Here is a 14,566-nt window from a genome sequence, read left to right as displayed (position 1 = left end):
TTATTACTCATTTTACCCGGTGTACAGCGTTATAAACTGAATCCCAGTCAAAATATTTCATTTAGATGACATTTCGATGACTGACTAAATGCAAACGATTGGGGGACCAGGTTCTTAAAAATTGTTTTGTACGGTTTCGACCGATAGTGAGTAGTTCCTCCATTTGTTCCTCGGTCATGTCAAATTGTGTGGCACTGTAATCATCGACTGGAATGAAAACGATATTTTGTTCATGTTCCCGTGAAATGTATTTTTCGTCATGCGCATTTTTCATGGTGGAGAACAGCGCTTCAAATAACTGAAGAGCGTTATGAATGGTGCGTCCCGGCATATCCTCTTGGCGCCGACTTAATTTTAATCCAATTACCGGACGCTTTTTTGACTTATTGTCGTCGAATAGCCACATGGGAAAGTTGCTTAACACGCCGCCGTCCACGACAATCGTTCCCTTTGGAGCATCCAGACGAACTGGTTCGAAAAAGTAAGGGATGCCGCAGCTCATTCGAAGTGCTTTCGCGATGGAAAACTTATCGGGATCGTAGCCGTACTGATCTAAATCGTCGGGCAGCACCATCATTTTCCCGTTGGTCAGATCGGAAGCTACTAACTTTAACGACCCGCTTGGCAAATCACCAAATGCATAGCAGCCTTTGCGAGCCAGCTTATCGAAAAACCAGTCTTCCAGCGCTTTGCCCTGATACAATCCCATGCGCCAATAAAGTGAAACCCATTTCATAAAAGGAAATGGAAGTAACGTTTTTCTTGGGTCCAGAAGCGCCTGGAAATCCTCTTCCGCTAAGAGTTCCCCAATTTCATCGGCTGTATAACCTGCCGCCAAAAAACTTGCCACAATGGCGCCTGCACTCGTTCCTGCAACCTGCTCAAACTGATAACCCTGACTTTCGAGTTCCTGAACAGCACCGACTAATGCAAATCCTTTCAATCCGCCTCCTGAAAATACGCCATCAATCCGCACATCATCCCTGCTTTCATTTATAGTCTTCTTATACTGTAGAGCCCCAAGCACTCAAATAGAACTGAATCCTCATGAAACATGCATGAAAATGCTCGATTAGCGAATCATAGGAAAGAATCTTCAATCAATGGATTCGATTATGTGAAGCTGAGGAGGTGTATGGAATGAGTATGTTTATGCGGGTTGCATTGGCTTTGGTCATTATAGGCGCTCTTAACTGGGGACTGATCGGATTTTTCAGCTTTGACTTGGTAGCCACTATTTTCGGTGGACAAAACACTCTATTGGCAAAGATCATTTATGCGATAGTAGGGCTTAGCGGATTAGCCACGATTGCACTGCTGTTCCGTCCGGATGAAGAGGCGGAAGAAGCAATTAGAGCAGAGCGTGATCTATCAACAAAGATGGACTACAGCACGGAATTCGGAGACGAACCGGATTTTACCGAAGTACGTAAAGATGCCGAGAAAAAAGAAATAAAGAAGGATTACTAAAAGTCGTATGGCGTGACAGCATGCCCCTTTACTTTATGTAGAGGGGTTTTTTACTTACTTGTGAAACAATATAAATGAGCAGGGAGAACATAACGTGAAAAACTCACTAAAATAAAGCCTTCGGTGGATTGTGATCAGCAGAATTACTGTATGCTGTTGCTCGGACAAGTTCCTTTCTACTAAATAATTAAGGGTATTGTGGAAAAGTTAGGAATTTTTACATAGAAACTTCTTCGTCTGCTAAAACGTAAATAGAGATAGGATATTTATGAAGGGGAGAGGTTGGTATGACGCTAAGAAAGATCATGTTCCTATTTATTGCAAGTAGTCTTTTATTGATAGCAGCCTGTTCCAATCAACCAGCGAAGGATTCTGCTGCTGCAAATGCTGAAGATGAACAAGTGACCGAGAAAAAGGATGGCGGTGATATTTCCCCTGCGGCAAAAACGCTGGAAGAGTTAATGGGTCAGCCTCCAGGTACATTGGTGGAAGAGTTCATGGATCCCGATATTGAAGCGGCACGGACGGTCAACTTCGTTCATTACCTTCGATTTTATGAAGATACGTTTAAAGGTGTAGTGGAGAATGATCTGCCGGGCTATTTCAAGAAAAATCCCAAAGCAGATGCCGCTCTTGTTTATGACTATCTGGTGTATACGTTAGGTTCAGGCCAGTACAAGCCGTACTATGATCAGCTAAAAGATTTTGATCATGGCTATGTCATGCCTGAACTGCCGGACGGCGAGGATGAAATTGAACGCGTGAAAGCTCAGGAGACAAATATTGTCGTCTTAATGGATGCGAGCGGCAGTATGAAAGCCGAAATCCAAGGTGAAACGATGATGGACTTGGCAAAAGATGCGATAGATCAATTCACAAGCGGATTGGATGAATCGGTGAATATTGCATTATTCGCTTATGGACATAAGGGGAAAGGTACAGAGGCAGACCGTCAGTTATCTTGTTCATCTATTGATAATTTGTATCCGTTAAGCAGTTATGATGAAAATTCATTTCATGAAGCATTGAATTCATTTCAGGCTAGCGGCTGGACGCCTTTAGCAGGCGCTATGGCGAAAGCACGTGAGTACCTGTCTGATTATGATCGCGAAAAGTACCGCAATATCATCTACATCGTCAGCGACGGTGTGGAAACTTGCGATGGCGATCCCATGGAAGAAGCGAAGCAACTGCATGACAGCGAAATTGAAGCAAAGGTCAATATTATCGGATTTGACGTCGATGATGAAGGCCAAAATCAGCTGAAGCAAGTGGCGGAGGCAGGGGGCGGTCAATATGCAACGGTTCGGAACCAATCGGAATTTGAAGAGGTACTAATCCGCAAATGGCAGCCTAGCCGAATGCAAGTTTTCACACAACAAGGTGTGAAACTGCAGGACTCTGTCTGGAAAATGGATGAGCTGATCGAATTATACGGTCGGCTGACCAATCTTGCGACACGTGAAAGCCAACGAATAACGGATGCCGCATCTTTCTTGCGCAATGAGGGGTACATAAGTGCAGAAGTGGCGGATGAAGTAATTGAAATGGCAAAGCAACAGCAAGAGATGCGAAATACGCATTTTGAAGAACTGAAAAACCAAAAGGTTGAAGAAGCCGATGGGGCAAAAGAAGAAATTGATGCTGCTGTGAATGAGTGGAAAGAAGAGTGGTCTGAAGTTTTGGAGTGAAACGAGTGAGAGACGCTGGTGAGAAATCATCAGTGTTTTTTTATTTTATCAAGAGATGAACTTTTCCGGGTCTGTGCAGTCTAATGTATAAGAAGCGGGGGTGGGACCGAATGGAAACGACAGACAGAGAGATCCATATAAAAGCGATTGCAGGAGATGACGAAGCTTTTCTCGCATTGATGCAGCTTTATAAGGAAGACCTTCTGAGGACGGCTCTCGCGTTCTTGCGAAATGAGCACGACGCTCTGGAAGCGCTGCAGGAAGTGACGTATCGTGCCTATAAAAAGATTCGTACAGTGAAAAATCCAGCGTTTGTCAAAACGTGGCTAATCCGCATCATGATGAACTATTGCCAGGATCAATTAAAAAATAATAAACGATTTGCGTCAGATGACACCTTTATATCGACAGAAGGAAAAGAAGATGTCTCACGCCTTGAAATGCGCGAAGCACTGGCCGAGTTATCCAATGAAGAACAGCAATTAATTTATTTGAAATATTTTCAAGAAGTTAAAATCAAAGATATCGCACGGCTGGAAAATATCCCGGAAGGCACAGTGAAATCGAGGCTGCATAAGACATTGCGCACGCTTCGGTCGTATTTTGAAGAGAAGGGAGGAACCGGACATGTATGAGGAGGAAGAGGAAAAGTTGAATCAGCTGAAAGATCAATTGGACAGTTATCCACTTCCGTTATCTGAAGCTGATCAGGTAATTCGTGAGGGAATGGAAAGAGCGAAGCGGGAAACGCAGCAAGTACGTAAAAGACGTAAGCGAGTCTTCAGCAGTATAGCGGTTGTTGCATTGCTGCTTCTGACCTTTGTCACATCGATCCGAGTTTCTCCCGCGTTTGCAAATGCAGTGGCTTCTATTCCTGGAATGGAGAAATTCGTTGAGCTCATAGCGATGGATAAGGGTCTGGATGCGGCCATTCAGAATGATTATTATCAAGAGATTGGGGCTTCTCAGACAGTTGGAGATCTGACGCTGACAGTGGACGGGGTCATTATGGATGAGTCGGGAATGAATGTGTTTTATACGATTGATTCGGAGAGTTCACTGGAACGTATTAGGATTAAGTCTGTAAATTTATCGATGGAAGGAGGTATGCCGGAAGGAAGTGTTTCTTACGGCTCGCCGCAAGAGGAAAGTGAAAATATCCGAAAGTATACAGATCGAATAGATTTTCATTTTGCCGAACTTTACACGTCGGAGAATCGTTCATTCGACTTGGAAGTTGAAACACTGTTGAGTGGAGAGAGGGCAGAGTTTTCTGTGCCGTTTACCTTGCCGGAGAAAATAAAATCCAGCGATGTGTATACACTGAATCAACAAGTTGAGATTGATTCACAAAAGTTTACGGTGGAAACAGTCACCATTTCACCGCTGCGGGTTGGAGTGAAAATTGTACTTGATCCCGACAACCCAATGAAAATACTTGGGTTTGAAGATATGAGATTGGAAGATGAAAAAGGTGAAGTGTGGAGTTCCATCAGAAACGGCACTTCTGCATTTGGTGAAGTGGACGGAAGGAGTCAGACGTATTTCCTGCAAAGTAATTATTTCTCCCAGCCGAAAAAGCTGTATTTACGCATGAATAAAGTGCAGGCTGTCAAGCAGGAGGAAGCAATAGCGGAAATTAACACTGAAACAGGGGAGTGGTTCAATCAGCCGAGCGATCAGAAAATCAAGCTGCTAGAATGGGATAAATATCATGTAAAACTGAAGATGCCGAGCGAAGCAGAGGATGCTGTTCACCATGACCTATTCAGCACGATAACAGACGCAGCAGGAAAAGAAGTGAACAATCCTTCCACAGGGATGTATACCACAGAGGGATTCGATTACTGGGATTACAGCTTCAGTCCGACGGAGTATCAAAACCCGCTGAAGCTGGAGCTTTCTGCGTATCCTAACTATCTGGAAGGTGACGTTAAAGTGGAATTAAAGTAAGGTGGTCGAAAATCCGCGTGCGATCATTAACCCGGTATAAGCGCTCATAAAACTGCGCAGCTGCTCCTAATCTTTCGGGCGGTGCTCATAAGGAGCATTGGCGTGATCATGCAGCTTACGAATTTGATCATAGAATTGCTTTGCGCGCTCATAGATCAACTAAGACACTGAAAAAGAGAGGAAACGTGCGGCAGTCGGCTGGTTTGGTTCGTTCATCATGGAGTTTGGAGTGGTGAGGCTCTGTAAATGTGCGGTCAGTCAGCGGTTTGGTGCGCCATGACAACGTTTTGGTTCGATGCTGGAAGAGTTTGGCGCGTTCCTGCTCCAATATGAAAATCAGGACTGCACGCGGAGATATTTCTCCCGAGGCAGTCCTGTTTTTTATGCTTTTCTCTGAATAAAACTCAAATGACGGCCTGCTTTTTTATCCTCACGATAAGAAAATCCGTCAGCACTCTGGAACGTACACGTGCGGTCGATTGAAATATTCTCAGCAGGGATTCCAGCTAGTTCACATTGCTTTTTCACCGTCAGCTGATTGTCGATATGGTATTTATTCGTCGTTTCATTGTAGTGGATAAAATCATCCGCGTAGCCGAGGTTGTGGAATTTCGTATAGACGTCTTCATCGACTTCAAACTTCTTCTGGCTTAGTGCAGCACCGATTTGAACGTGAACGCGGCTCAGATCACATTGCTCAGCGTGCTGTAAATGATGAAACAATTTCAATGTGATTTCCTTCACGGTCCCTTGCCAGCCGGAATGGACGACACCGGTCAGCGTGCTATTATCACTGTAAAAAATTACAGGTACACAATCTGCCGTCAAGCTGCAGAGTACAATATTTGATTCGTATGTGTACAGTGCGTCGGTATCAGGAATGGCAGTTTCCAGTTCATTGACACCGCGTCCCTGGTCTTCTTTCGTCACGCGGTGAAAGTTCGCGCTGTGTGTTTGATTGGCGAATACGAAATCAGCAAGTGAACAGCCAAGGAACGCAGCAAGTTGTTGGCGGTTGCTGCGTACGTGATCTGCAGATTCACATGCGTGGAGTGCCATATTGTTACTTTCAAGTTCAGCACTGTCTTTCATTGTCATGCCTGCGAGTAGTTTTTCATTCTCGATATAAATATTGGTTTTCATATTAGCCAGCACCTCATTTATACGTGGTAATAGTAAAAGACGACTGGTTAGAAGTCGTCTTTTACTGAATTATTTAGCTAAGTGATTTTGAATATAATTGAAACCATTTCTGACGTGAGACTGCATAGCAAGTTTTGCCTGTACTTTGTCCTTTTCTTCAATAGCTTTTACAATCTCCATATGTTCTTTATATATTTCGCTTCTTCTTTCATCGTTAAAAGAAGATATATTTCTATTGTGATAGATGACATCGTTCAACTGTACAAGCAGATTGCTTAGTGTTTCATTATCAGCATATCTCAATATGGTATTGTGTATCGCAGAACTGAGTTCAAAGTACTCAGAAGAAGAAGTGGTCTCTACTGAGCGCTCTACAAAATTATAGAGTTCACGTATTCCAACTTCATCCATGTTATCAATAGCCAATTCGACTGCCAAGGCTTCCAGAGACTCTCTGCATGTATACACATTAGCTAACTGCTTTGTAGAGAACTCTTGTACGATCGCACCTCTCCAAGGTATGATCTTGACCAGACCTTCAGAAGCAAGTCTCCTGAAAGCTTCACGTACAGGAGTAGTGCTGACGCCTAATTGCTCACTCACTTTAGTTTCAGTGAGACGTGTTCCCGGTGCTATGTCTCCTTCGACAATAGCTACCTTAATGTTCTCATAAACCATGACATTTAAGGGTTGGCGTCCAACAGTTTTAATATTTTCAATGCTCATATAATATTCCTTTCATTTGCTTTAGTCGTAGATACATGAAACAACTTGGTTAAACCTTTTGTGTTTTCATGAACATGCGCTTAAAAACAGGATAGAAAACAATAAGTGCTATGAGTACTAAAAATAATAAAGAAACCGGTCTAGTGACAAAAATACCGAGTCCAGTTTCAGACATGATTAAAGACTGTCTTAACGTATTTTCAGCTAATGGGCCTAGCACTAAAGCTAAAACAAGGGCAGCAGGGGAATAGCCATATAATTTCATGAAAAATCCTATGACGCCGAATATTAGTAATATCCATATTTCAATTATACTATGGTTTAAGCTGTAAGTCCCAATTAAGCATAAAGAGATTATAACAGGTATGAGAAATCGATATGGTAATTTTACAATCATTAAAAAGAATGGTATAGCAACTATATTGATTAGAAGTAAAATTGCATTACCAAAATACATACTTGAGATGATACCCCAAGCAAAGTCCGGTTTTTCAATCATTAGTAAAGGACCTGGCTGTAAACCATACATTAAAAACGCTCCTAATAGAATGGCAGTTGATGCGGAACCTGGAATACCCAAAGTCATTAATGGGACCATAGCGCCTGATGTAGCACCATTATTCGCAGTTTCCGGTGCAATTAAACCGGGTAGATGCCCTTTTCCGAATTTTTCAGGTTCTTTTGATACTTTCTTTTCAATTGAATAAGAGAAGAAAGAAGCAATGGTTGCACCTGCACCAGGTAACACACCTGTTACAAAGCCAATTATAGAACCTCTTAAAAAGGTGAACTTTGCTTTCATCAATTCTTTCCAAGAAGGCCAATTTTCCTTGCTTTTTAATGAAAGGTCTAAGTTTTCTAACTTTCCATCTTTATGAGATCCTGAATACACTCTGAATAACAACTCTCCGATTCCAAACAAACCAATTGTAACAGGGATAAAACTGACCCCGCTTATTAGCTCAGGCGAACCAAAAGTGTATCTTGGAGTTCCTGTAATTACATCCACTCCAACGGTTGCAACAGCTAACCCAATTAATGCTGATATAAAACCTTTCAATTTGCTGTCATCAGTCATCCATATTAGAGTAAGTAATCCCATAATCATCAACATGAAATATTCAGGTGGTCCAAATTTAAGGGCTACTTTAGCAAATGTAGGTGCTAACGTAAAAATTAATATAACTCCAATAGTACCACCGACAAAGGATGCGATTGCCTGCACAATTAATGCTTTTCCGGCTTTTCCCTGAAGCGTCATGGGGTAACCGTCAAACGTACTTGCTACAGCTGCGGAATCTCCTGGTGTATTAATTAATATTGAGGTTGTAGCGCCGCCGTATTGAGAACCATAGTAAATACCTGCCAGCATAATGATAGCCGAAGTTGGATCTAAGGTGAGTGTGAGAGGCAATAAAATGGCTATCCCAGCTGAAGCTCCAAAACCAGGAATAATTCCTACAACCATACCTATGAAAGCGCCAACAATTAGGAGCAGCATATTTGTTGGTGTTAAAACTACAGAAAAACCTTGTATAAGATTAGTGACTATTTCTTGCATGATATCGCTCCTAACAAGAGAGTATAAATTTAAAATATATTTTCAAAGATACCTTGGGGCAATCCAGTTTTTAACATAAATTCAAATAGAATAAAGATTGAAAGCGGAATTGTAAGTCCTAGTATTATGTTTTGCTTCAACTTATTCTCATTTAATAACAGAAGAACTACGAACATAAACAGTATAGTGGATAACAATGAACCTAAAATATTGAATATAGCTATGTAAACAGTTGTAACAATTAATAGCTTAAAGAAAATAGATATGTGTAAAAGGGAAATCTTTTCTTCACGATTACCTTTATAATTCTTAATTAAATCAAATGCGATTAAAATAATAAGCGTTATGCCGATTACGATAGGAAAGAAACCGCTTCCAGGAATATCATTTGAAAAGAATTTTAATGTAAAGGCTATGGATAAGTATAAGCAGGAAACAACTAATAAAAAGAACGTAAATATGTTTTTCATTTCAAGTTGAACCCCTTTCCTGATAAGAAAACTCTGTCTTCTGTTTTAAAAAGACAGAGTTTCTATAATAATTATTGGTTCGCTGACTCTAACGAATCTTTAAATTTTGTGTTAGTCTCTTCAAGAAACTCTGAGAAATCATCGCCGAATAGAATATAATCAGACATCCCATTGTCTAGAATGTATTTTTTCCACTCGTCCGTTTCTGCTACCTTTTTCATAGCGTCAATCCACCAGTCTTTTACTTCATCATCGATATCAGCAGGAAGAACTACGCCGCGTGGTTGCGAAATATTAACGTCATATCCGAGTTCAGTAAAGGTAGGTACGTCTTCCAATTGCTTTAATCGCTCTAATCCTGAAAAAGCTAACGGTTTCATAAGTCCGCCTTCAATTTGTCCCATTGAACGAGCGGGGTTACCAACAATAGCATCTAAACTGTCGGATAATAATGCACTAGTAAGTTCACCGGCTCCTTGGAAAGGAACGTAGTCAAAATCAAAACCAGCTTCTTTAGCAAAAAGATTAGGAACAATCATTTCATCACTAACTTGTCCAACCCCGCCAATTTTCATCTTCTTACCACTTTTTGTTGCTTCAATAAAGTCCTCCAGTGAACCATATTTAGACTCACCTTTAACTAGAAAGAATAAGTCGTCGGCACCCATTAATGCAATTGGTGTAAAAGAATCGTAACTGAAAGCAGTTTCAGAAACTAGAGGAGTAGTAAAGAAGCTGCCGCTTGTAGGACCTACAAAGTATGGATCACCCTTTTTTGTCTCCAAGAACCCCCAACCAACTGCGCCACTACCGCCCTCACGGTTTTCAATCTTTATACTGTCTGTATAAATATCTTCTTTTTGCATGATTTCCATGATCTTTCTCAGGTACAAGTCTGTACCGCCGCCAGGACCAAAAGGTATTACAGCATTCAGTGTTTTAGCAGGGTATTTATCGGTACTGCTTTCTTTTTCGCCAGCGTTGCTGGAGCAAGCTGCAGTCATCATAGCAATTGTAAATACGATTGATAGAGTCAAAAACCTTTTCATATTCATACCTCCCTGGATTTATAAGAGAACGTTGCCGTTTTCTATAATAGTTACTCCATCCGCAACGAGTGTTGTTTCAGTCATGATCAAATCATAGTGACAGGCCGCTTTAACTGTTCCGCCAAGTGTAATACTTGAACCAATTCCGATATGAACCGATCCGAATACTCCTTCATCTTCAAGCATCAGCCCGTTAAATTTACAGCGGGGGTTCAACCCTACTCCAATTTCTGCAATGTTATAGACGTTCGGATCATTTTTAGATGCTAGGTTGTCAGCCAGTATATGTGCTTCAAAACCGCCTTCAATATTAGTAATCATGCCGTCTTCTACTGTACAAACGACTTGTTCTTTCAAGATACCAATTCCAATGTAAGGAATACTTGCGTTCGCAACAATCTTTCCATTTGCGGATCCTTCAAGAGGGGATACGTTCGCTTCAATAGTTGGTACAGGTGCAAATTGTCCGCTCTTTACCATACCAGTCATCGAGTTACTCTTACGTCCTGTTGCAGACATCTTTAAGTCAGTACCGTGAGTAGTCGTCAAATGAATTTCTTTTGCATTTTCTAAAGCTTTTCCTACAGCTTCACAAGTCGGAGCTGCTTTCGGGAAGTCTGCAAGAACTCCGCTATCAATCAGCATATGATCTTCAAATTGTGTCAACATGATTCCCCTAGAACCATTTTCAACCGCATTTTTTACAGCATACGTATGAGTGATTGATGTAAATACTGCACTGATAAATACGTCGCTTTCTTTCATTGCAGCAGCAACAGTTGCCGGCGGTTCGCTACTGTCTGACGTTCTCGGCATAATAATAGAAATCGTTGGCTCTGCGCCAACTGCGGTAACGGCTGCGGCAATACTTTCTGCAATTGACATTGTTTTTGGTTCCGTAATTATGACAACGCTTTCATTTTCTTTAATATTTGCACACACTTCGACTACTTGCTTTGCACCTTTAGACATTAACATACTTTTCAAAATAAACAACTCCATATTCTATAGTATTTGTTTCTTTAGACTATTATCAATTATCAATCTTGTAAAGTCAACTATATTCTATAGAATATATAAATATTAAAAAACTGTTCCTTATTATAAGGAACAGTCTAATTTAATATAAATTCGCTTTAACTAGTCTAAATTACTGTTTCATTTTTGCATCATCTTATATTTTTAATACTCATTCATTTATTTGTGATTTGCTTTTAAGAACATTTTCGTCAAAGTTATCGTGTTGCAAGTAGAGATTTTTATAAAAAACATCTTTAGATTAGAAAGACATGCCCTTAAATCAGAGTCTAATACAATCAACCTTGCAAAGATATCTAGGTATGCAGATAGGTCAAATGTGCTCAGTATTAAATAGTCGTTTTCATGAAGATCCCTCCAGCCTTACTATATGCCGAGTACGTTCCTCAACCCCTGTGAAACACTTGACTATGAACCATGAATTTCTCTACCATATCCCAGTTTAACTCAAATCCAATTCCTGGCGCCTCGGGCACATCGATCAGCCCGTCATGCATAGTAACTTCAGGCAGGATGATATCTTCCTCCCAGTAATGCGCGGAAGGAGCGGTATCTCCCGGCAGTGTGAAGCCGGGCAGACTGGTGATGGCGATATTGTGTGCTCGTCCGACACCGGCTTCGAGCATTCCGCCGCACCAAAGCGGGATATTATGTTGCACACATAAATCGTGGATCTTCTTCGATTCTGACAATCCGCCGACACGTCCGATTTTCAAGTTAATAATTTTCGTGCTGCCAAGCTCAATGGACTTTCTGGTATCTTCGGCAGAATGAATGCTTTCATCCAGACAAATCGGCGTTTCGATCTTCGCTTGCAGCTTTGCATGGTCGATAATATCACCATGCGCGAGAGGCTGTTCGATCATAGACAGATTAAATTCATCAAATTTCCGTAAGTGATCGATGTCTGCCAAAGTATATGCACAGTTTGCGTCTGCCATCAGTTGGATAGTAGGAAATTCGCTGCGGATTGCCCGCAAAATGTCCAGATCTCTTTCTGGCATGACTTTCACTTTAATGCGTCTGAAACCCTGCTCTAAATAACCTTCTAGTTTCTTCAGCAATTTCGCTTCAGTTTCTTGAATGCCGACACTTACGCCGACTTCAATTTTCTTCTTCGTACCGCCTAATGCAGCGGCTAGAGAGAGGTTCTGTTCTTTCGCGTATAAATCCCATACCGCCCCCTCAATTGCGGCTTTTGCATTATAATTCCCTCTGAAGTGAGAGAAAATCGTTGAGACATCATCAGGATGCTGGATATCGGATTTCAAAAGTAATGGAATCAAATAATCCGTAAGCATATGCCAATTCGTCTGGACCGTTTCTTCATGAAAGAGGGGAGCAATTGAAGCAACAGATTCACCGAAGCCCGATTTCCCGTCTGCTGATTTTACTTCGACCAAAATAAAGTCTTTATCCTGCTCCACTCCGACACTTGTCTTGAACGGGTGCAGCATTTTCATTTTCATATAACGTAAGATGACAGTTTTAATTTCCATTCGGGTTCCCTCGCTTCTCCAAAATATATACATAGCTTTCTTCTACTTCGGGGTGTTTAACAAGATCAGTTACTACCCAGCCGTTTTCTAAATATCTTTTGAAAATCCCCCTCGTCTTTTCGCGCCAGATTAGCGCTTCCGATAGATCGTGTTTTTTGAGCGCTTGAAAGTTCGCGGGTACTGGTACGGCCACTGTCTGATCGCCTTTGCGGTAAATTGAATTTTTTGCAAAGAGATATCCGTCTTCTTCATGCACTTCAATAAGAAAAGGTATTTGACGAATATCGGTGGATACAGAATTGCGGGGCTGTTCCCGAATTTTCCATTCGACTGTAAAACGATCGGATGGAATTCCGTCATTCATCCCGTCTTCCATGTCCCCGTAAGCATTTTCCGTATAGTCCACTACAACAGCCCGTAGTTTCCGCAGATTCAGATTGGCGTTGACCGTTTCGAGAGGATCGTATGTCCACACAATCCGGTCGAATCCTTTTTCTAGAGCAACTTGCCGCTGAGCGATTTTCAACTGTTCGCCTATACCAAGTCTGCGGTAGTCCGGATGAATGCCGAGGCTGTGTGAATATAAGTAGACTGACTGGCCGTCAAAACCGGGAAAACTGTACTGAAAGCCGACCAATTGATCTTGATCGAATGCGCCTAAAATTAATCCGCCATTCTTCACGGTAGCTATTGTGTGACTGAGCGGCACGGTGTCTTCGATGCTCCAGACGATCGATTCAAGCGCCTGGACTTTCTGTAAATCATCCAGCTCTTCAATCATCCGAATAGTTAAGGGAGGATGTTTCATAGGGGCTTTTCCTCCATTTCTTGATCTGCTCTCACCAGCAGCTCGGTAAGTATTTTTGCTCCGTAAATTAACGCTTCTGTGTTGAACGACATCTGCGGATGATGAAGGCCGGGTCTTAAATCACAACCTAATCCGATCATCGTGGCGGCGATGTGAGGCGTCTTCCATGTATAAAAATGAAAATCTTCCGCACCTTGCGAAACGCATGGACCAGCAGTGTTTTCTTCTCCCAAAACAGAACCGATAGCTTGCTGTGCAATGCGGACTGCTGATTCATTTTTGATAGCTGCAGGGGAGTAGCCGACTGATTCATAATCAATTACTGTTTCGGTCAATGCAGCAGTTCTTTCTATTATGTGTTTCGCTTTTGTCAGCAAGTCTTCCATCGTTTCATTCGCTTCGGCACGGATATCTAACGTGAAGCGGGCAGTTGCCGGGATGGAGTTACTCGTTTCTCCGCTATGTAACTCGGTCATTTTGATGGAGAATTTCTTGCCTCCAGTCAGTCGAATTCTCTGTAAGGACTGAATCAATATACTGACTGCTTCAATTGGATTATTGCCTTCTTCAGGGCGTGCGGCATGAGCGGGTGTTCCTTTGATAACTCCTTTAATAGTAGAAGAGGAACCGTGAAGGATTACAGGAGCGGCCTGTCCAAACGGAACTTCCATGTGCGGCCGTACATGAACTCCACCTAAAAAGAGTACATCTTCCAAAACGCCTTCTTCCATCATTTTTAACGCGCCTTCCGCCAGTTCTTCAGCAGGTTGGAAAATAAATCGCACCGTATGTTCGAATGAAATACCACTGTTCTTCAGGGCTAGTGCCGTATACAAAGCCATTGTGCTGTGGGCATCATGGCCGCATGAATGATTGGCTATGACAGCGCCGTCCACTTCTTGAACCAGTGCATCCATATCTGCACGGAGCGCGATGACACTCTTTTTTTGACCCGGAATTTCTGCGGTGAACCCATGATGTCCTGTATGCGTTTTGATTTTCAGTCCGGCTGCCGAAAGTTTTTCCTGTAAATAGCGGGATGTCCGCTGTTCTTCCCAGCTCGGCTCTGCTAGCGCATGCAATTCCTGGTAGGTTTGCAGAATCTGTTCTTTGTGGTCTGTAATGAATTGAATTGGATTGTCCAATGAAATAACCTCC

The 14,566-nt window shown here is 42.0% G+C and carries 14 protein-coding genes; 4 read left to right on the top strand and 10 right to left on the bottom strand.

Features of this window, described 5'->3' with window-relative positions; translation table 11 throughout:
* Positions 1–61: 61 nt before the first annotated feature.
* The gene (locus tag Q1J64_RS14930; RefSeq protein WP_301109898.1) at positions 62–976 is read right to left on the bottom strand and encodes a patatin-like phospholipase family protein; all 915 of its coding nucleotides are present in this window, start codon (positions 974–976) and stop codon (positions 62–64) included.
* Between the two features lie 164 nt (positions 977–1,140).
* On the opposite strand from Q1J64_RS14930, the gene Q1J64_RS14925 reads away from it, so the two are divergent.
* The 4 genes from Q1J64_RS14925 to Q1J64_RS14910 all read left to right on the top strand — a co-directional run bounded on the left by Q1J64_RS14925 (position 1,141) and on the right by Q1J64_RS14910 (position 5,114).
* Positions 1,141–1,470 (top strand): DUF378 domain-containing protein, encoded by a 330-nt coding sequence (locus Q1J64_RS14925; protein WP_301109897.1) that lies wholly within the window; start codon positions 1,141–1,143, stop codon positions 1,468–1,470.
* 287 nt (positions 1,471–1,757) lie between these two features.
* Positions 1,758–3,161, top strand: a complete 1,404-nt coding sequence (locus tag Q1J64_RS14920; protein WP_301109896.1) for a VWA domain-containing protein — start codon at positions 1,758–1,760, stop codon at positions 3,159–3,161.
* Between the two features lie 110 nt (positions 3,162–3,271).
* Complete coding sequence (locus Q1J64_RS14915) at positions 3,272–3,796, top strand: sigma-70 family RNA polymerase sigma factor (protein WP_301109895.1); 525 nt, start codon at positions 3,272–3,274, stop codon at positions 3,794–3,796.
* Positions 3,789–5,114 (top strand): DUF4179 domain-containing protein, encoded by a 1,326-nt coding sequence (locus Q1J64_RS14910; protein ID WP_301109894.1) that lies wholly within the window; start codon positions 3,789–3,791, stop codon positions 5,112–5,114. Before Q1J64_RS14915 ends, Q1J64_RS14910 begins: the two co-directional genes overlap by 8 nt.
* Before the next feature lie 381 nt (positions 5,115–5,495).
* Here Q1J64_RS14910 and Q1J64_RS14905 read toward each other — a convergent pair whose 3' ends face one another.
* The 9 genes from Q1J64_RS14905 to Q1J64_RS14865 all read right to left on the bottom strand — a co-directional run bounded on the left by Q1J64_RS14905 (position 5,496) and on the right by Q1J64_RS14865 (position 14,553).
* On the bottom strand, positions 5,496–6,257 hold the full coding sequence (locus tag Q1J64_RS14905) for a purine nucleoside phosphorylase YfiH/LACC1 family protein (protein ID WP_301109893.1): 762 nt from the start codon (positions 6,255–6,257) through the stop codon (positions 5,496–5,498).
* A 69-nt stretch (positions 6,258–6,326) separates the two neighbouring features.
* Positions 6,327–6,983: a GntR family transcriptional regulator gene (locus tag Q1J64_RS14900; protein ID WP_301109892.1), complete on the bottom strand. Its 657-nt coding sequence runs from the start codon at positions 6,981–6,983 to the stop codon at positions 6,327–6,329.
* 49 nt (positions 6,984–7,032) lie between these two features.
* Positions 7,033–8,544, bottom strand: a complete 1,512-nt coding sequence (locus Q1J64_RS14895) for a tripartite tricarboxylate transporter permease (protein WP_301109891.1) — start codon at positions 8,542–8,544, stop codon at positions 7,033–7,035.
* Positions 8,545–8,573: 29 nt separating this feature from the next.
* Positions 8,574–9,014 (bottom strand): tripartite tricarboxylate transporter TctB family protein, encoded by a 441-nt coding sequence (locus Q1J64_RS14890; RefSeq protein ID WP_301109890.1) that lies wholly within the window; start codon positions 9,012–9,014, stop codon positions 8,574–8,576.
* 71 nt (positions 9,015–9,085) lie between these two features.
* On the bottom strand, positions 9,086–10,063 hold the full coding sequence (locus Q1J64_RS14885) for a Bug family tripartite tricarboxylate transporter substrate binding protein (protein WP_301109889.1): 978 nt from the start codon (positions 10,061–10,063) through the stop codon (positions 9,086–9,088).
* 18 nt (positions 10,064–10,081) lie between these two features.
* Positions 10,082–11,041, bottom strand: coding sequence for an aminopeptidase (locus Q1J64_RS14880; RefSeq protein WP_301109954.1), 960 nt, complete (start codon positions 11,039–11,041; stop codon positions 10,082–10,084).
* 446 nt (positions 11,042–11,487) lie between these two features.
* Positions 11,488–12,600 carry an o-succinylbenzoate synthase gene (gene menC / locus Q1J64_RS14875; protein ID WP_301109888.1) on the bottom strand — a complete coding sequence of 371 codons (1,113 nt, stop codon included), beginning with the start codon at positions 12,598–12,600 and terminating at the stop codon, positions 11,488–11,490.
* A complete protein-coding gene (locus Q1J64_RS14870) occupies positions 12,590–13,408 on the bottom strand; it encodes a GNAT family N-acetyltransferase (protein WP_301109887.1) in 819 nt (272 codons plus the stop codon). Before Q1J64_RS14870 ends, menC begins: the two co-directional genes overlap by 11 nt.
* Positions 13,405–14,553, bottom strand: a complete 1,149-nt coding sequence (locus tag Q1J64_RS14865) for an amidohydrolase (RefSeq protein WP_301109886.1) — start codon at positions 14,551–14,553, stop codon at positions 13,405–13,407. Before Q1J64_RS14865 ends, Q1J64_RS14870 begins: the two co-directional genes overlap by 4 nt.
* Positions 14,554–14,566 lie beyond the last annotated feature (13 nt).

The sequence above is a fragment of the Sporosarcina sp. genome, assembly GCF_029257255.1.
Classification (GTDB): domain Bacteria; phylum Bacillota; class Bacilli; order Bacillales_A; family Planococcaceae; genus Sporosarcina.
The sequence above is the reverse complement of the archived record's forward strand: the minus strand, read 5'-3'. Positions and strand labels throughout refer to the sequence as shown.